Genomic DNA, 17,013 nt, shown 5'->3' with positions numbered 1-17,013 from the left:
CTAATGCATGGTCTATGGTCTATGGTCTATGGTCTATGGAGCTCAGGTCAAAAAATCACTTCCCCGGCTTCTGCCGCATCGCAAGCAACCCCAACGCCAGCGGAATGACCAGCATCACGCACAACAACACCAGGTACGGAAACGTGGCTTGCAAGGCAGTATCCACGACATCCTGCCCCAACGCCGATCGCCGCCAGTCGGCTTCCAGTTGCGTCAATGTCAATCCGTACACCAACTCCACGCCGCTGTCGCAGGCCAAACCATCGGCATAGGCAGTGGCGAGGTCGACAAGTTTGGTAACGCCGAACGTGTCGCGCAGAAAGGCGGTAAACGACCGGGCTTGGGCATACGCCAAAAACGCCGAATCAGATTGAACGGGGAAAGAAGCGCACAAATCCACGAACGGGATTAACGCGCCGCGCGCGGCGGCATCCGACAGCGCGCGATCGTATTCGGGCGTCGGGTTTGCCTCCACAAGAGTCGCGAACCCTTCGCGCAACCAAGCGGGCGCCCGATCGTATCCCTCGCCGAGGTAACGATACATGATCACATGCATCAACTCATGCGGAATGCGCCAGCCCATCAGTTCGGCTTGCTCATTGCCCGGCTCGATCACCGCCAGCGCCGCGCTGCTCGACGGCTCCGCCACACCCACCACCCACGAATCATAGCCGGGGAATTGCATATCGCTTTGCGAAGCATAGATAAAAATATCGACCGGCTGAGAAAGATCAACGGGAAAATATTGTCCGATGGTCTCCAGCCCCGCGCGCGCGGCGTTCAACGTGTCTTGCGCAAACGCATCATCGCCCCGCGCCCAGCGCAAGCGCAACCCGCCCTCATCCAACTCCTGCCAATTGAATCGATTATCGTCGTATCGAAACGAATAAAAATCGCTTTGGAACGCGGCGCCGTCGCCAAGCACAAGATCATACCGCCAATACACCAGCGTGAACGGGCGAATGTTGGTTTGCCGCGCATCCAGGGTGAATTGCGATGTTCCATCCGGGTTCACCGTCAGCGGTTCCGAACGAAGGACGTTCAACCGCTGATCGAAGATCGTGATCGACGCGCTTTGTAACGGGCTGGGCGAAAGGATCGCGGCAAGGAAATCGACTTGCTCCCCAAACCGATACACCGCCTCGACGCGCTCAAACGCGACGCCCGCCTGCCCCGCCGGCGCGTTCAACCCCGACGAGTGAACCTGCCTCGCCCACCCCAACGCATACGCCAGTGTCATGAAGATCGAGAGGCGCGCGAGTTTCACCGTCATCTCCCCAACAGCACGATCAGCGGAGTCAACGTTAGCGGGCTAAGCACTGTGCCGAGGTACACAATGGCAGTCACCAGCGATGAATCGAGTTTATATTCGGTGGCAAGGATCGTGGTATTCACCGCCGCCGGCATCGACGATTGAATTACCGCCGCCTGTTGCGCCGCGCCGCTTAACCCAAAGAGGAGGCTGAGAAAAAATCCGACGAGGGGTCCTGCCAATAGGCGCAGGGAAACGCTCAAACTCACGCCGCGCAATTTCTCCGTCCACTGCACGCGCGAGAGTTCCACGCCAAGCAGGACGATCATCATCGGAATGCTCCCGCCCGCGGCAAGCTCGATGGTGCGCGCGAGCGCCATGGGTATTTCAACATGCAACGCCCGGAACAGCACAGCGAACACCAGGCTATACACCACCGGCACTTTGAACATGCCAAGAAAGGCTTGCTTGAAGTTCATGTGCCCAAGCGAGGCGATCAACACGCCGCCGGTGTTGTGCAAAATTGCCGTGGTCACAAAGAATAGGCCGGCGTATTTTAGCGCGTCGCCGCCAAACGCAAACGATACAAGCGGAAGCCCGTAGTTGCCCGTGTTGCCAAAGACCGTGGCGATCATCACCGCCGCCAGGGTCGGGCGGTCGAGTTTAAAGGCGAGGCTAAACCCCAGCGTGATTCCCAGCATGATGAAGATGTACACGGCTGTGAAAGACACCACCTTCACGGCTTCGGTGATGTCGATCTCGTTTTGCACAAGCAGTTCAAAGACGAGCATCGGCGCAAAAATATAGAAGATCACCCGCCCAAGCGAGCGCGAGTCGATGGGGAATATTTTACCGAGGGTAAACCCAGCCCCGCTCAGGAGCAGGATCGGCAGGAGGTTGTTGGCAAATGTGGAGGCAAGAAGGGAAAGCGACATGGGTATAGAGTAAAAAGATCACGGGGATTATAACGTCTCCGTGGCCGGGAAAAATTTCTCTACGGTAGTGATGTTCGCAAAGATAGTTTCAAACTTTTTTGCCATACATCGCCCCAATATACTTTTGGAAATTGTTCAGAAGCCTCAGAAACTGTTTCCCAGCTCTTTCTTTGCCACACCTCATCTCGATGTCTTTCGGGAGAGCGCGCAGAGAATTCTGAGAAAACCCATCAAAATCTTTGAAACACTTTCTTAGGAATCTTCTTCCTCATCCTCCTCTTCGCCATCGAACTCCAGGTCGGGTTCAATGTTGAAGAGGTCGAACTTGTCCAACTCATCGGTGAAGGCGAGGTTTTCGAGCGCCTCTTCGAGGAATTCGATCTGGTCTTCATTTTCATCGTCGGTCTGGTCGAGCAGGTTTTCGATGAAGGCGCGCGCATCCTCGCCGCCGATCTGCGAAAGCGACCAGATGATCGCGCCGGTCACATCGTCGTCTTCTTCCTCTTCGACCAACTTCAATAAAATCGGGAGGGTTTCTTTGATGCCCAGTTGGCCCGCCGCTTCGACCGCGCTTTCGCGCACATTGCGGTTCACGTTGGCGAGCGAGGCGATCACATCCTCGTTCCAACGGTTGTCGGCGGAGCGCCCCATCGCAAACAGCGCGGAGGTCTGCCAGGCGGGGTCTTCGCGCTTGAACGATGACTCGATCAATGCCATCACCTCGGGGCGGGAGGAAAATCCCAGCGCTTCGAGCGCGCGCCGGCGGACCCGCCCATCGTCATTTCCATTCGCGGCGGAGAGCAGTTCATCTTCCACTTGTTGCTTGATCGCGGGAGGGATTTCTTCGAGTTCGCCAAGGGCAACGAACATGCCGAGGTTGGCGGCGGCTTCGGCGCGTGTTTGCGCGTCCGCATCCGATTTGAGCAGGTCGATGTACTGCGGGATCAGGCGGGTATCGTCCGATTCGCGCAGGAGGCGCAGAGCGCGCCCGCGCACGGAAGCATCCGCATCGTTGAGAATCGATTTTGCAAAATCGTCGAATGAGACGAGCGTATTCTCTTCGGCAAGCGCTTCAAGTTGTTCAAGCACGTTTAATTTGCGTTTGACGCTGACGCGCGACCAAATGTCGCCAAGGGTTTTGAGTTCAAGCGCGCCCATGTCGGAAAAATGGTGCAGGAACTTGGGAGAAAATTCCTTTTTCTCGTTGAGCAGGGCGTCGAGCACAAGTTGGAAGGGATTCGGGTTTGGGTTCATTGGTTATGGCACCACAATGCCGATCGGGTTAACAAAGTCCATTACGTTGACGTAGATCATGAACAACAGGAGCACGGTCATGCCGAGTCCGTGCACGAGGTTTTCCACGTTGGGGGGCACGCGGCGTCGGAAGATCAACTCTGGCAGGAGGAAGATGATGCGTCCACCATCCAGCGCGGGGAACGGGAACAGGTTGAAGATGCCGAGGCTGATCGAAAGCCCGGCAATGAGTTCAAGTGTGCGTACCGGTTGGTCGGCGGGATCGGTTGGGGCGGCGTTACCAACATTTGTGTTGGCTGTCGCTTCCATATCGTGACTCACGGTTTGCCCGATGATGTCGTAGATGCCTTTCAATCCAATCACGCGGCTTTGCTCCGGGGTGAGGGTGCCGCGAATCATTTGCGCGGGGAGCGAGATCAAATTACGGATGTTGAAGTAGGTGTACCTCGCGCCGAGGCTGAGAGTTTCAAGGGGCGAATCAGACCGAACGAAGGGCACACCCAGCCCCACTCCGATCATGACGCGGTTTTGCGTCTTGTCGAATTGCGGCTGGGCGATCAACTCCAGTTCCTCTCCGTTGCGGTTCACGAGGAAGGTCACAGGTTGGTCTTGGCCCGCATCCACGATCATGCGGAGTTCGTCGTAACTGCGGATGGGTTGCCCGTTCCCGCTGATGAAAATATCGCCGGATTGAAACCCCGCCGTCTGGGCTGGGCTTCCATCGACCACCGATGACACGAGCACGCGGGTGGTATCGGGGGCGCCGACGCGGTAGAAAATAAAACTGTAGATGAGCACAGCCGTAAGCAGGTTCATCAACGGGCCGGCGACGAGCACGGCGAAGCGCTTCCACGGTGTTGCGGCCGCCAGCCCGCCCGCCACGTTCGGGTCGTTCTCGCCTTTGGGTCTGACGAAGCCTCCGAGTGGGAGCCAGTTCAGCGTGAAGCGCGTTCCCCGCCAGGTGAAGAGGGTGATCGCGCCCGGGGTGGGCAAGCCTAACCCGAATTCTTCCACTTCGATATTGCACCAACGCGCAACGATGTAGTGCCCGAATTCGTGGATGATGACCATGCCGCTAAAGGCAAGGATAAAGACAATGGGTGTGAGAATGGTTTCGTTCATAGTTTTCCTTCGCGCGAGGATTATATCGCCAATTGACAAGACGCTCTGAGACGCAAAGAAGTTTCTAATGCTTTTCATAGGTCTGGGGTAGAATTATTCCATTGTTTTCTACCGTACAAAAGACGAAGCTGAACCGCGAAATGTCGCCATGGCGCCATGCGATACCTGCTTAGGGCACGAAGAAAACCTTAACCGGAAAGGAAAACTCTCATGACCGATAGCGCCTGTCTTTTCTGTAAGATCATTTCAGGTGAAATCCCCGGAACCGTCGTGTACCGCGATGAGCAAACCACCGCTTTCCGCGACATCAACCCGGTCGCGCCGACGCACATTCTGATCGTGCCGAACCGTCACATCGAGTCGGTTGCCGCGCTCGAGAAAGCGGATGAGTCGTTGATGGGGCATCTCGTCACGGTTGCGCGGTCCCTTGCAGAACAAGAGCGCATCGATACCACGGGCTACCGACTGATCACAAATCACGGCGCGGATGGCGGGCAAACCGTGTTCCATTTGCACCTCCATTTGATCGGCGGGCAGAGGATGAAGCACCCGATGGGGTGATGTTAGGATGAAGGATGAAAAAGCCGCCGAAAATTTCGGCGGCTTTTATGTTTTACCTTTTATCCAGCGGGCTTCCCTTCAATTTGCTTTGGGGTTGACCGGCGCGCCAGGAATAATATCCAAGCCCGGCGCCGGCGAGCAACAGCAAAATACCGAAGATACCCAGAATAGACGATCTGCCGCCGCCTTCGGTCGGTTCGCTGACTGTCACCGTTTTGGGTTGCGCCCCAAAATCAACAGATGCCCGGTCGCCTGCCCTCACGGTGAAGTTATAGCTCATCACCATGGTCGGGTTGTAACTATCGGGCACCGCCATGCTGACGTTGTAATCTCCCTGCGGCACATCTTCGAAGCACGAACGATCCGGTTCCAGCGTGTCTGGGTCGAAGGTGGAAACAGTATCCTTGGTCTCGGCATACGAGCCGTTGATGTTCGTCAGACTGACCGCGCCGCCATCGATGCCGAATTCCGTTTCCTGCCGCAACGCGTCTCCGTTGGCATCGTTGAAGAGCAGGACGCACACGATCGTTGTCCCATCGATCGGCGTGGAGGTGGGTGTCGGCGACGGAAGTGTGGGCGCGGGGCCGGCGGTAGGCTCAATAGAGATTACGCCGACAACAAGTTGTTGACCTACTGTTAGATTGCAATCCTGATCGAGGCGCGTGTTTAATAAACGTAGTTGCGCGACGGTGATCCCATGCAAGAGCGCCACCTGCCCGCAGTTATCCCCGTCCACCACTGTGTATAGGATGCGACCATCCGCTCCCGGCGTGGCAGTCACAAATCCCTGCCCGCGCGGCGCGGCGGAGGCTTGCGTCGAAGAGAAGGCAATGCCCACAACAAGAATCGACAGCAAATAAAAGCAAATAATGAGTATGGTTCTGCGGTTCATCGGCGGGATTATATCAGGGTTGGTTATTGCCTCGCGCGCGGCACTTGGAACTGCAAAGCGCGCAAGGGAAAATCGTTTCGCGCTCCTACATTCTTGCTTAGCGATAAGAACAATCGATCTACGAGAGTGTTTCTTAAGTCTTTTTGGCTCTACCGTTTTTAACGGGAAACCATTTTTCAAACACAAAGGACACGACGGTCACAAAGGAAAAACACAAGGAATCTAGGCTCTTTTCCCCCTTTGTGTACTTTGTGTCCTTCGTGGTGAGGCTCTTTCTCGTTGATTACGGGACACCCGTCTTTTTTTTGGACACGGATAACGCGGATTTCACGGAGAAAACCATTTAAAAATCCGTGTTTGACCGTGTCATCCGTCAAACTTGTACTGCGACTGAAAGGAGTGTCGAAGTATCCGTGTACTTAAGAAACAGTGTCTAAGCGTTATATCGCTTTCGGATTTCCGGCAAAAAATAATCGTCGAAGAATCGATCCGCATCGTATTCCGGTTGCCAGCCCCACTCGGCGCGCGCCAGTGAATCGTCCACATCTTCGGGCCACGAGTCGACGATGCCCTGCCGGCGCGGGTTCGGCTCGAACGTAATCTCCGCGCCGGGAAAGGCTTTCAACGCGCGGTCGCGGAACTCGCCGGCGGTAAGCGCGAATGCCGCAATGTTATATACCTGATGGCTCAACTTCTCGCGCGGCGCGTCCATCAACATCAACAGCGAGCGGATCGCGTCGGGCATTGCCATGAACGAAATTTTCGCGTCTTCGCGCGCGAAACAGGCATAGGGCTTCCCCTGCGCCGCGGCGTGGAGCATTTCCGGTCCGTAGTCGCTGGTGCCGCCGCTCGGCAGGGTAAAGGCTGAGATCAAGCCGGGGAACCGAATCGACCGAAAGTCCAGGAAGTGAGGCGGGTTTTCATCCAAATGTTTTTGACCGAAAAACTTGCTGTAATAAATTCCCAGTTTTTCACAATACAACTTATTGCATCCATACATGGTCTGCGGCGCGTTATATTCGTTTTCCTTCACGCGCCCCGCCGAGTTCTTCACCGCAAGAGTCCCCATCCCGTAGGCCGCGATCGAGCTCGGGAACAAAAACTTCACCGACTTGCGATGCTTCTCCGAACGATACGCGGCGAGCATGAGCAACTGCATGGTGCCCTCCACGTTGATGCGATGCGCCTCCTCGCTTGCCACCTCGGCTTTGGAAGACAGCGACGCCGCAAGATGAAAGATCACATCGAAATCGTAATCGTAAAATGTTTTGATCTTGTACACCAGGTCCCCCTGCACATGCTCCGCAGAAATATTCTTGATGCTCTCGGGCAACGGCGCCAGGTCCGACGTTGTGATGTGATACCCGCCGCGCCGCGCCAATGCCTGCACCAGAGCCTGACCAATTTCTCCGCACGCGCCCGTCACCAGCGCCTTCTGTTCAGTCATACAATCTCCTTGTATGCTAGAATGTCGAACGACGATATTGTACTTCATGCGAACCCTACTCGTTATTTTTTTGATGGGATGTCTCACCTCATCCTGCTCGCCAGCGGATGCGATTCCAACCGCCTCAGCCACATCGTCCTCGGAGACTCCGCTTCCAACGCCGAGTGTGGTCTGGTTCCCCCCCTCTGCCACGCCAACCCTTCCAGCGGTGGTGACAGCCACCTCCACACCAGAGATGAAACCCGGCATTGGCGCGTTGATCCTCAATGACGATTTCTCCGATTTCGCCTCATGGGACACTGCCGTATCGGACCAGGGGAGCGCCGCCATCAGCCGCAACCGCTTGACCATTGTTGTGCAACCCGGCATTTATCTCGCCAGCCTAAGGCACGATCTGGCTGTGGGTAACTTCTACGCCGAGATCACCGCGCGAACGAGCACCTGCCGCGGCGACGACAACTACGGGCTGATCCTCCGCGCCGCGGGAAATTCGTTCTATCGTTTTGCTCTCGCTTGCAATGGTCTGGTCTTCGTGGAGCGAGTCAAAACCGGCACGCGGCTGACCATCTTCGAGCCGGTCGCCAGCGGGGACGCCCCCCCGGGCGCACCGGGCGAAGCGCGCATTGGCATTTGGGCGGTCAACGCCGAGATGCGGGTCTTTCTCAACGGTCGTTTTCAATTCAGCATCATCGATAAAAGTTTTCCCAACGGTGGTTTCGGCGTGTACGCGCGTTCGGCGGGCGATACCCCGGTCACGGTTACGTTTTCCGATTTAATCATCTACGATGTCAATTACACCGCGCCCACCAGAACTCCTTCGCCATAATTCAGAATTAAAGAACAAAAGAACTCCGAAGGAGTGGGATTTTTATAGATGGAAGGCAATATATGATGCAACCTCGAAGGCACCGCGTTGAGCTTGTCGAAACGAGTGTCATGTTTTGGAGCATCATGTCATCCCTTCGGGATTTAGAAAAATTAACGTTTCGTTCTAGAATCGTTACATCCCTTCGGGATTGATTCAACGTGAAAGCAATTTGCCGATTTACGAATTACCACTTACCAATTACTATTAAACAATGTCGCGCAACAAATTGAATAACCTGACCAACAAGGAATGGTTGAAGTTCCAGAAGTCGTGGTTCATCCATAATCCTCCGCCGCGCAAGAAGGGCGTGTTGGTTCATCCCGCCAAATACCCAGAGACGATGGCGCAGGAGTTCATCGAGTTCTTCACCAAGGAAGGCGAGACCGTGCTCGACCCCATGGCAGGGACAGGTTCGACTCTCGTCGCGGCATTGCGCGCAGGGCGGAATAGTTACGGCATCGAGTTGAATCCCAAATACGCAAAGATCGCGGCGAAGATCATTGAGGAGGAAAGAAAAGTGTTGGGCGAAGAGGTCGAAGGTCTAACGTCGAAAGTCATCAATGGAGATGCCGCCTCAATTACCAATTACCAATTACCAAGTATTGATTACGTCCTCACCTCCCCTCCCTATTGGGATATGTTGAAAGCAAGAGGCGCAGAGACTCAAAAGAAACGCCGCGACTCCGCCGAGTTGGACGTCCACTATTCGGATGACCCGCATGACTTGGGAAATATTGAGGATTATGAAAAATTCTTGGAGGGGTTGGTTGAGATTTACAAACGACTGAAGCCGTTACTACGCGAGAAGGCGTATCTCACGATCATCGTCAAGAACGTGAAGAAGGGCGGGAAGATCTATCCGCTGGCGTGGGATATTGCGAGGGAACTGGGGAAGACGTACACACTAAAAGACGAAAAAATCTGGTTGCAGGATAACCAATCCCTCGCGCCGTTCGGGATGGGTTCCGCGTGGGTGAGTAATACGTTCCATCATTATTGTTTGCAATTTAGGAACGAGCGCGGAAACCCATGAGCAAAAAAGAAAACAAACAGCCCGAAGGCGACGATTACCTTGAACAACTCCAATGGCAATCGAGTTTTCGAGGGCGCTGGAGCTCTCGTTTTACGCCACGATGGAAATATAAAATCGCGTATGGCAACAAAAAGCAAACCCTGGTCGATAGGATATTAAGTTGGCTGGTAGTGGTTTTGTTGGTTGCGGGCTTGTTTATCGCAACCACGACTCCAATTTCACATGGAGAATATGGTTTGCCAATTGTGGCGGGATCGATTATTTCATTGGCTACCGTTTTCTTTCTGTTTGCCGTTCGAGACGCTAAAAAAGTCAACGATGATGATGACGAAGACTTCGAATGATTACCCCCTCCAACCTCCTCCACCTCCCCTACACCCGCGATTTGACCGAGGCGGGGATTGCCTACGCGCTGAGGTCGTTGCCGCACATGTTCAATCGCATGGGCGCGTCGCCGTATGACAAGTTGCGACGAACTGTCGCGGGCGTGGCGGTGGAGTTGGCGTTTCGGCGGCATCTTTCGGAGCAGAAGATTCCCTTCGATGTGAAAGGCGCGGCTCCGTTCACGAACCCGCATCGCTATGATGTGTCGCTTGGCGGGCGGAGATGCGACATCCAATCTTTTTTCATTTCGCATCGCGATCAAATTTCAGAGATGAAGCGCAACCCGCAGGTGATCTTGAACGCGCCCGCGCTTATCCCCTCCGACCAAAATGCGGCGGAGGGACATTTGGACAGCGACATTTACCTCTTCGCATTTTTATCCGGTCTCATCGCCGCATCGCAGGAGGATTTGAGGAAAGCCGTCGGCGCGGGACAGCCGCATTACTTGGTTCACGTCATGCCTGATGCGTGGGCGCGTCCCGCCGCGTGGGCTCCGCTCGGCGCGCTGGTCGTCAAGTCGGAAGCGGAGGAGACGATGAGGCTCGAGTTGGGCGGGCAGGTCGAAGGGCGAGAGACGCGTCTGCTGGAGGTGGAGATTCCGCCGCGCGGGCGAGTCGAAATCTCCAATGAATTCTTTTCGCTGGCGCGCATCCACAGTAAAACGCCGCCGAACGCGCGGATCGGGATTCGAAAAATGAGCGAAAGCGAAGCGCATGTGATCGGCGCGTTCGATTGGGGTAATATCTGGGTCTACGGCATGGGCATTGTGCTGGCTGGCTATCTATCGCGCGAAGAGTTCAACCGCCGCGCCGCGCCCATCCCTGAAGGCGCGCGAGTGTTTCAATATGAAAAGACGCGCGTCAAGAATCTCGCGGTGTCGGTGGTCGATCTGAAACCCATCGCCAATTTATTCAACCGCATAAAGGAACAAACAATATGAAACTAAAACGCATTGGTTTGGGTTTGTTGGTTTTATCCATGCTTTCATGCAATTTCGTCACGCGGATGATTATCCCCGCGACCGCTACGCCGATCCCAGCCTCGACGCCGATCGCAACCCTCACGCCAACTCCCTCTCCGTTGGTCCCATCGTACATTCCGCCAGAGTGTCAGGCCTCCGCGCCGTTCGCCACGATCTCGCCGGACCTTGCGCTGGCTCAGCCCACCGTCACCTTTGAGCCGAACCCCGAAGTTTCCAAAGACCTGCAAGTGGATGTGTTCGACGAACTCACCAAAAAAGTGGATGCGGTGTACGTGTACCCCGATTTCAACGGCAAAGATTGGGCAGAGATCAAAGCGCGTTACCGCGCCAAGATCGAAGCGGGGTTGGATACCGAATCGTTCTACCTGGAAATGCAGGCGATGATCAACGAACTGGGCGACGAGCATTCGTTTTATCTTTCGCCTCTCGAGGTGGAAGCCTCCGAAGCGGAGTTGCGCGGCGAGAACGATTATGTGGGCGTGGGTATTTTCTCCCTGCCCGATCCCGAGCGGCAGATCATCTCGATCATTTCCACCTTCCCCGACTCGCCCGCCGAACATGCGGGAATTAAACCGCACGATAAAGTGATTGCCGTGGATGGAGTCCCTCTGCAATTCGATGTCGACGCCACGCGCCAAATTCGCGGACCGAAATGTTCGGCGGTGACGCTCACGGTGCAAACGCCGGGCGAGTCGCCGCGCGACATCATGTTGGTCCGCGCCTCCATTCAGGGAAACCTGAACATCGTTTCACAACTTGTGCCAACCGCCGACGGTTCGAAGATCGGCTATATTTTCATCCCCACCTTTTTCGATGAAACGATTCCCCCGCAGATGATCGACGCGCTGGAAGCATTCGGTCCGCTGGATGGGCTGATCCTCGACGTGCGCTTGAACGGCGGCGGGAGCAGTTCGGTGGTGGACCCGATCTTTGAACTGTTCGTAGACGGCGTGCTGGGGAAATTCGTCAGCCGCAACGATTCGCGCACGCTTCAGGTCAAAGCGGACCCCATCAACAACTCGCAGACCGTGCCGATCATCGTCATCGTAAGCGAGGATACCGTCAGCTATGGCGAGATCTTCGCCGGGGTGTTGAAAGACCTCGGTCGCGCAAAAGTGGTCGGGCAGACCAGCCTCGGCAATGTGGAAGTGTTGCACGGCTATGACTTCGACGACAACTCACAGGTGTGGATCGCCTCTGAAACTTTTTACTCCGCCACCTCCGAAACCAATTTCGAACTATCGGGGATCATCCCCGATGTGGAAGCCTTCGCCGAATGGGATTCGATCACCTTCGAGACCGATCCTTCCATCAAAGCGGCAGTTGAGTTATTGGGACATTGACCCCTCCGCCGCTGTAACGGCGGGAGGAGTGGATCGGATTAAATTTGACTCATCCGCTTCTGGTACACTTTTTCGCATGACAAAAAGAAATATCGCATTGAGCATAGTGGGGTTGATTGTGTTCGCCATTCTGCTCTATCAAATCCCCGCGATCAACAGCCGTTTATCGTGGCGGTTTGAAGTGGCGCGAACGTATGTGAGAAATGTTCTTCACCCGGTGGGCAATGTGCCGACGGCAATTCCACAGCCGGCGAACACTGTTGCGCCGACGATTGCGATTCAACCAACGCAGACGAATGACCCACAGGGCGCAAGCGGAGTCGTCACTACGATCATTCCTCCGACGCCCACGCTTGCGCCGCCTCCCGCTCAGGCATTCCTCAATTCCCCTCCGTATGAAAAACAGACCGCGAACAACTGCGGTCCCGCCGCGCTTTCGATGATGTTACACATGTTCGGCTGGAACGGTTCGCAAAAAGATATTTCGGATGTGATCAAACCCGTCAATGGCGACCGTAACGTCAACCCCGAAGAGATGGCGTTCTGGGTGCGTAATTATGCGGGCTGGCTCCGCATCGAATACCGCGTGGGCGGCGACCTCGAAACGCTCAAACGACTGCTCGCCGCGGCGTATCCAGTCATCGTTGAATCCACCACCGCGCTCAACCGCGAAGACTCGGGCTGGGCAGACGACGATCTCTGGGCGGCGCATTATCTATTGCTCACCGGCTACGACGACGCCGCGCAAACCTTCACCGCGCAGGATACCTATCGCGGACCCGACAAAACAATTCCCTACGCCCAACTCGAATCGGAATGGAAGCCGTTCAATTATGTATACCTGATCGTCTACCTGCCGGAACAGGAAGAGGCGATCAAGACGATCCTCGGTTCCAACTGGGACGCGGACCTGAATCGCCAGCGGGCGCTGGAACTCGCCCAAGCCGCCACAGCCGCGGATGCCTCCGACTCGTTCGCCTGGTTCAACGTGGGGAGCAACCTCGTCTACTTCGAACGCTACGATGAAGCCAACGCCGCGTACGACACCTCGCGCGAACTCGGTCTGCCCCAGCGGATGTTCCGCTATCAATTCGGTCCGTTCCTTGCCAACTTCCACGCGAATCGAAACAACGATCTGCTCGCGCTCACGGAGTACGCGCTCCAACGCACCGAAATGTCCGAAGAGACCTGGCTCTGGCGCGGCTGGGCGCTCTATCGCGATGGCGATCTCAACGGCGCGATCAAAGCATGGCGCAAAGCGTTATCGGTTCGCCCCGGGTACGAAGACGCGTTGTACGCGTTGAATTTCGTCGGATCGACGCCGTAATGCAAACTTCAGTTTGTATGAATCGTAAAACTACGCCTTGCGAAACTATGGCGCAAAATCAATTTTGCGTTACGGGAAGCGCCTCATGAAAAAAATTTTTCCAATTCTCATTGCCATCCTCACTGCCTGCGCGAGCGCGCCCGCGAGTCCGATCGTTGCGCCGACATCGCTTCCATCGGCAACCGCCGTCGCGCCGACCTCCACTGCCGTCCCTGCGGCAACTGCCGAGGTGACTGCGCCCAGCCCCACATCCACGAGTGAAGCGCAGATCTTCCGCTTCTCGTCCGTGGACGGGATGCCGCAAGTCTACATTCCCAACGGCATCCTCCACATGGGCGGCTACGATGTCCGCGCCGCGCCGGATGAATTCCCCGCGCGCGATGTGACGCTCGACGCATATTGGATGGACCAACTCGAAGTGACGAATGCAATGTATGCGTTGTGCGTGAATGCGGGCGCGTGCGAGCCTCCGCAGAATCTCGGCACGGCGAGAATCGCCGACTATTTCGGCAATTCTGAATTCAAAGATTATCCTGTGGTTTACGTCGCGTGGGGGCAGGCAAAAACGTATTGTGAATGGGCAAACCGCAGGCTCCCCACAGAGGCGCAATGGGAACGCGCCGCGCGCGGCGACGATCTGCGAACCTTCCCCTGGGGTGAAGACAAACCCGATTGGCGCTTCGCAAATTTCAACATGCTCGTGACGGATACCTCGCGCGTGGGAAGTTACGCCATGGGCGCCAGCCCGTTTGGCGTGTTGGACATGGCGGGCAATGTGGCGGAATGGACGAACGATTTTTACGATTTCGATTTTTATCTGACATCGCCGTTGGCGAATCCGCTGGGACCCGAATCGAGTTCAAGTTTGAACCGCGTGGTGCGCGGCGGAAGTTTGGGCGATGCGGAGATCAACATCCGCGTGTCGAAGCGTTCGTCGGTGCGAGGGTCGAACTTGAACGCCGCGCCGGGGTCGGAATCTTATCTTGGCGATTTTTCCCCCCGCATTGGGTTTCGCTGCGCGGAAGATGAGTAATGGATGGTACGCAGTTTGTAGCGCGGCAAAATTTATGGTCCTTTGGTCGTTGCCGTGATTCTGCGCGCGGAGTGGGCGGATTTCGCGGAATATCACGGATAAAATCCTTTTAAAAAAACGCGTGAAACCGTGTTGTCCGTGAATTCCGTGTCCAAAGAGTTCGTGAGTACAGCGATTCCCAGAGACCTAAATTTATTTTGCCTGCGGCGGCAATTTATTCCCCTCGCCCAACTGGGTCACTTCCACCCATAACGAACCCGCCAGTTCATACCCGATCAAGTGATTGTTCGGCTTCACCTGCAAATTAAGCGGTCCTTTGAACGGCGCGCAACTGAACAGGTGAAATTTTACCCCGGGCACCAGACCCAGGTCTGCGAAGTAACGGAGTTTATCGCCATCGTGAGTGCGCACGCGGGAGATGACGCAATCGGACCCGGATGGAACGTCCAATAAATTGACATCCTTCACCAGCGGCATCACGCCGTCTTTGGATGGAATCGGTTCGCCGTGCGGACAACGCGCGGGGTGTTCGGTAATTTCATCGATCCGATCCTCGATCTGGTCGTTGACCCCCAACGCGAACGAATCCGAAATCTCGTGCGCTTCATCCCAGCCGTATTTCATCACTTTCACCAGGAACACTTCCACCAGCCGGTGACGACGCAACGACGGCATGGCGATCTTCTCCCCTTTGGTTGTCAGCCGCACGCCGCGATATTTTTCGTGATCGAGATAATTCAACTTCTTCATCCGCGCCACCATACGCGCCGTGGCTTGCGCGGACGAATTTGCGTGTTCCGAAAGTTCGGTCAACGCCACAAATTGCGAATCCTGCTGTAGCCTATAGATTTCCGCCGCATAGCGTTGCATTGCGGGTGTCGCCATCGAATCTTCTCCACAAACCGAAATGTTTCACTGGATGTGAAACAGAGTAATCAACCAATGCCTGGAAATTCCCAGCGCAGGCATTATAACATCGGCAACCCGACCACTTTCCTCGGAATAGGAGAATTTCAAAGCGGATCAAAACAAGCGCATAATCCGCAATTTCCCAGACACATCGAACGATCGCTTGGACTTTTGCCGGGACGATGCGAGCGCGGTTCCCTCCACGACGACGGCTGATTCGCCAGCGTAGAGTCGCTCTCCCTTTTAGAAACAGGCTCCCCGTCAAAATGACGCGGAGCCTGTTTTTGTTTCTGCGCATGTCATGCTAAGCCGTTTTTTGGCGAAGCATCTCCTCCACGACAAAGGAGACTCTTCGCTATCGTTCAGAGTGACATGCCTAACTGAATATCCCCATCTCGCCCGTCGGTGTATACCCAGGAAAAACAGACGCGACATCTGCGTTGCCCAAGCGGTGTGTGAGCATCTCGCTCAACACCTGACGATAATCGGTGGTGATGGCGAGGTCGGCGTGATCGTAGAGTTGATCGTTGTGCAAGCCAGGCCACGCGCCGTAGACCTGCCCGCCGTTGACTCCGCCGCCAAGCGCGAACATCACATTGCCATGACCGTGATCGGTGCCGTAGGATTCATTTTGCACGAGGCGGCGACCGAACTCGCTGATGACCACGACGGATAATTTATCGGTGTAGCCCGAATCGAGATCGAGATAAAAATTGGATAGTCCGCTGGCGAGGTTGCCGAGCAAGTCTGCGATGTAACCGCCGTCGCCGTCGTTTTCGTATTCGTGCGTGTCCCAGCCGCCGTAATCAACAGTCGCCACGCGCAGACCTGTGTCGAGTTTGATCATCCGCGCAACGGTTTTCAGTTGCTGGCTGAGTTCATCGTCGTTATAACTCGCGCCGTTCGATGGCTGATACTCTCCCTCCACGATGGGGCTGACGATGTCGAGCGAATCGAGCGTGCGGATGCCCGCGCGATGCAGGAGAGTCTCGCCGTTGTACATCTGACGTAGCGCGGTTTGTTGCGACGCGGCGAGACCGTTATCCCATTGCGAGAACTCGGAGGGGTCGTTGAGATTCACAGTGGGGACAAAATTCAACAGCGACGACGGCGCGCCCGACGTGGACAGCGCGGGCAAAATAGACGACACGCCTTGTGTCTGCAAATGGCGCGTGATCCATCCTGAGGTTGTGCTTTTCTGCCCAGGCGTTCCCAGCTCGATGTATTCCATCGCGTCGAAGTGACTGCGCGTGTCGTAGTTGAGTCCCACCGCGTGGACGACCGCCATCTTGCCTTGCTGGTATAGTCCATGCAACGGGGCAAGAGCGGGATGCAGACCGAATTGATCGTTCAACGGCAACAAATTGCTGATCTTGATGTTCGGTCGCGCCAATTCGTAATAGCCGCGATCGTCGCCAGCCATCGGCGGGACAACGTTGAGCGCGTCCCAGCCGCCGCGTAAAAAGACGACGACGAGCGTATCTGCCGAAGAATTATCCTGCCTGAACGCGACGTTGGTTAATCGCGCGCCAGCCAGTTCGGCGATGGCGGCGGAGCATCCCTGCAAAAAGTTTCGGCGTGAGTGTTTTTGTGTTGGCATGAAAATTATCCTTGTCAGATTCTTAGCCACAGAGCGCACAGAGAAAATGAGTTTTTCTCAGAGGTCTCTGT

General features: G+C 55.6%; 16 protein-coding genes. 8 read left to right on the top strand and 8 right to left on the bottom strand.

The features are described from left to right. Positions 1-55 precede the first annotated feature (55 nt). From AC16KF_RS08455 to AC16KF_RS08440, 4 genes are all read right to left on the bottom strand, one after another. A complete protein-coding gene (locus tag AC16KF_RS08455) occupies positions 56-1,267 on the bottom strand; it encodes a peptidase MA family metallohydrolase (RefSeq protein ID WP_484036872.1) in 1,212 nt (403 codons plus the stop codon). 2 nt (positions 1,268-1,269) lie between these two features. Continuing rightward, positions 1,270-2,187 carry an AEC family transporter gene (locus tag AC16KF_RS08450; RefSeq protein ID WP_484036871.1) on the bottom strand — a complete coding sequence of 306 codons (918 nt, stop codon included), beginning with the start codon at positions 2,185-2,187 and terminating at the stop codon, positions 1,270-1,272. A 252-nt stretch (positions 2,188-2,439) separates the two neighbouring features. Beyond that, positions 2,440-3,441, bottom strand: a complete 1,002-nt coding sequence (locus tag AC16KF_RS08445; protein WP_484036870.1) for a HEAT repeat domain-containing protein — start codon at positions 3,439-3,441, stop codon at positions 2,440-2,442. A 3-nt stretch (positions 3,442-3,444) separates the two neighbouring features. After that, complete coding sequence (locus AC16KF_RS08440; RefSeq protein WP_484036869.1) at positions 3,445-4,563, bottom strand: M50 family metallopeptidase; 1,119 nt, start codon at positions 4,561-4,563, stop codon at positions 3,445-3,447. A 210-nt stretch (positions 4,564-4,773) separates the two neighbouring features. On the opposite strand from AC16KF_RS08440, the gene AC16KF_RS08435 reads away from it, so the two are divergent. Continuing rightward, the gene (locus AC16KF_RS08435; protein WP_484036868.1) at positions 4,774-5,124 is read left to right on the top strand and encodes a histidine triad nucleotide-binding protein; all 351 of its coding nucleotides are present in this window, start codon (positions 4,774-4,776) and stop codon (positions 5,122-5,124) included. A 52-nt stretch (positions 5,125-5,176) separates the two neighbouring features. On the opposite strand, the gene AC16KF_RS08430 is transcribed toward AC16KF_RS08435, so the two are convergent. Both AC16KF_RS08430 and AC16KF_RS08425 read right to left on the bottom strand, forming a co-directional pair. Continuing rightward, positions 5,177-6,016: a LysM peptidoglycan-binding domain-containing protein gene (locus AC16KF_RS08430; RefSeq protein WP_484036867.1), complete on the bottom strand. Its 840-nt coding sequence runs from the start codon at positions 6,014-6,016 to the stop codon at positions 5,177-5,179. Between the two features lie 433 nt (positions 6,017-6,449). Beyond that, positions 6,450-7,463: an NAD-dependent epimerase/dehydratase family protein gene (locus tag AC16KF_RS08425; protein ID WP_484036866.1), complete on the bottom strand. Its 1,014-nt coding sequence runs from the start codon at positions 7,461-7,463 to the stop codon at positions 6,450-6,452. Between the two features lie 46 nt (positions 7,464-7,509). Here AC16KF_RS08425 and AC16KF_RS08420 point away from each other — a divergent pair, with 46 nt between their 5' ends. The 7 genes from AC16KF_RS08420 (at position 7,510) to AC16KF_RS08390 (ending at position 14,433) form a co-directional block, all read left to right on the top strand. Continuing rightward, positions 7,510-8,289 (top strand): hypothetical protein, encoded by a 780-nt coding sequence (locus AC16KF_RS08420; protein ID WP_484036865.1) that lies wholly within the window; start codon positions 7,510-7,512, stop codon positions 8,287-8,289. Between the two features lie 253 nt (positions 8,290-8,542). Continuing rightward, positions 8,543-9,364, top strand: a complete 822-nt coding sequence (locus AC16KF_RS08415) for a DNA methyltransferase (RefSeq protein ID WP_484036864.1) — start codon at positions 8,543-8,545, stop codon at positions 9,362-9,364. After that, entirely contained in the window at positions 9,361-9,708 is a 348-nt protein-coding gene (locus AC16KF_RS08410) for a hypothetical protein (RefSeq protein WP_484036863.1), read from the top strand. The genes AC16KF_RS08415 and AC16KF_RS08410 overlap by 4 nt, the downstream gene beginning before the upstream one ends. Beyond that, a complete protein-coding gene (locus tag AC16KF_RS08405) occupies positions 9,705-10,688 on the top strand; it encodes a hypothetical protein (protein WP_484036862.1) in 984 nt (327 codons plus the stop codon). Before AC16KF_RS08410 ends, AC16KF_RS08405 begins: the two co-directional genes overlap by 4 nt. Next, the gene (locus AC16KF_RS08400; RefSeq protein WP_484036861.1) at positions 10,685-12,073 is read left to right on the top strand and encodes a S41 family peptidase; all 1,389 of its coding nucleotides are present in this window, start codon (positions 10,685-10,687) and stop codon (positions 12,071-12,073) included. The genes AC16KF_RS08405 and AC16KF_RS08400 overlap by 4 nt, the downstream gene beginning before the upstream one ends. A 76-nt stretch (positions 12,074-12,149) precedes the next feature. Beyond that, entirely contained in the window at positions 12,150-13,400 is a 1,251-nt protein-coding gene (locus AC16KF_RS08395; protein ID WP_484036860.1) for a C39 family peptidase, read from the top strand. 85 nt (positions 13,401-13,485) lie between these two features. Continuing rightward, positions 13,486-14,433, top strand: a complete 948-nt coding sequence (locus tag AC16KF_RS08390) for a formylglycine-generating enzyme family protein (RefSeq protein ID WP_484036859.1) — start codon at positions 13,486-13,488, stop codon at positions 14,431-14,433. Between the two features lie 192 nt (positions 14,434-14,625). On the opposite strand, the gene AC16KF_RS08385 is transcribed toward AC16KF_RS08390, so the two are convergent. Together AC16KF_RS08385 and AC16KF_RS08380 are read right to left on the bottom strand one after the other, a co-directional pair. Then, a complete protein-coding gene (locus AC16KF_RS08385) occupies positions 14,626-15,318 on the bottom strand; it encodes a metal-dependent transcriptional regulator (RefSeq protein ID WP_484036858.1) in 693 nt (230 codons plus the stop codon). A gap of 400 nt (positions 15,319-15,718) precedes the next feature. Beyond that, positions 15,719-16,942: a DUF1501 domain-containing protein gene (locus AC16KF_RS08380; RefSeq protein ID WP_484036857.1), complete on the bottom strand. Its 1,224-nt coding sequence runs from the start codon at positions 16,940-16,942 to the stop codon at positions 15,719-15,721. Between the last annotated feature and the right edge of the window lie 71 nt (positions 16,943-17,013).

The sequence above is a fragment of the Candidatus Defluviilinea gracilis genome, from assembly GCF_057138825.1.
Note: the sequence above shows the minus strand (reverse complement) of the source record. Positions and strands in the feature narration are given on the sequence as shown.

Excerpts from the sequence above, each read along its gene's own strand:
- AC16KF_RS08405 (WP_484036862.1), top strand. The coding sequence starts at position 9,705 with ATGATTACCCCCTCCAACCTCCTCCACCTCCCCTACACCCGCGATTTG.
- AC16KF_RS08410 (WP_484036863.1), top strand. The coding sequence starts at position 9,361 with ATGAGCAAAAAAGAAAACAAACAGCCCGAAGGCGACGATTACCTTGAA.
- AC16KF_RS08385 (WP_484036858.1), bottom strand. The coding sequence starts at position 15,318 with ATGGCGACACCCGCAATGCAACGCTATGCGGCGGAAATCTATAGGCTA.
- AC16KF_RS08380 (WP_484036857.1), bottom strand. The coding sequence starts at position 16,942 with ATGCCAACACAAAAACACTCACGCCGAAACTTTTTGCAGGGATGCTCC.
- AC16KF_RS08390 (WP_484036859.1), top strand. The coding sequence starts at position 13,486 with ATGAAAAAAATTTTTCCAATTCTCATTGCCATCCTCACTGCCTGCGCG.
- AC16KF_RS08440 (WP_484036869.1), bottom strand. The coding sequence starts at position 4,563 with ATGAACGAAACCATTCTCACACCCATTGTCTTTATCCTTGCCTTTAGC.
- AC16KF_RS08400 (WP_484036861.1), top strand. The coding sequence starts at position 10,685 with ATGAAACTAAAACGCATTGGTTTGGGTTTGTTGGTTTTATCCATGCTT.
- AC16KF_RS08420 (WP_484036865.1), top strand. The coding sequence starts at position 7,510 with ATGCGAACCCTACTCGTTATTTTTTTGATGGGATGTCTCACCTCATCC.
- AC16KF_RS08450 (WP_484036871.1), bottom strand. The coding sequence starts at position 2,187 with ATGTCGCTTTCCCTTCTTGCCTCCACATTTGCCAACAACCTCCTGCCG.
- AC16KF_RS08445 (WP_484036870.1), bottom strand. The coding sequence starts at position 3,441 with ATGAACCCAAACCCGAATCCCTTCCAACTTGTGCTCGACGCCCTGCTC.
- AC16KF_RS08425 (WP_484036866.1), bottom strand. The coding sequence starts at position 7,463 with ATGACTGAACAGAAGGCGCTGGTGACGGGCGCGTGCGGAGAAATTGGT.
- AC16KF_RS08435 (WP_484036868.1), top strand. The coding sequence starts at position 4,774 with ATGACCGATAGCGCCTGTCTTTTCTGTAAGATCATTTCAGGTGAAATC.
- AC16KF_RS08415 (WP_484036864.1), top strand. The coding sequence starts at position 8,543 with ATGTCGCGCAACAAATTGAATAACCTGACCAACAAGGAATGGTTGAAG.
- AC16KF_RS08395 (WP_484036860.1), top strand. The coding sequence starts at position 12,150 with ATGACAAAAAGAAATATCGCATTGAGCATAGTGGGGTTGATTGTGTTC.
- AC16KF_RS08430 (WP_484036867.1), bottom strand. The coding sequence starts at position 6,016 with ATGAACCGCAGAACCATACTCATTATTTGCTTTTATTTGCTGTCGATT.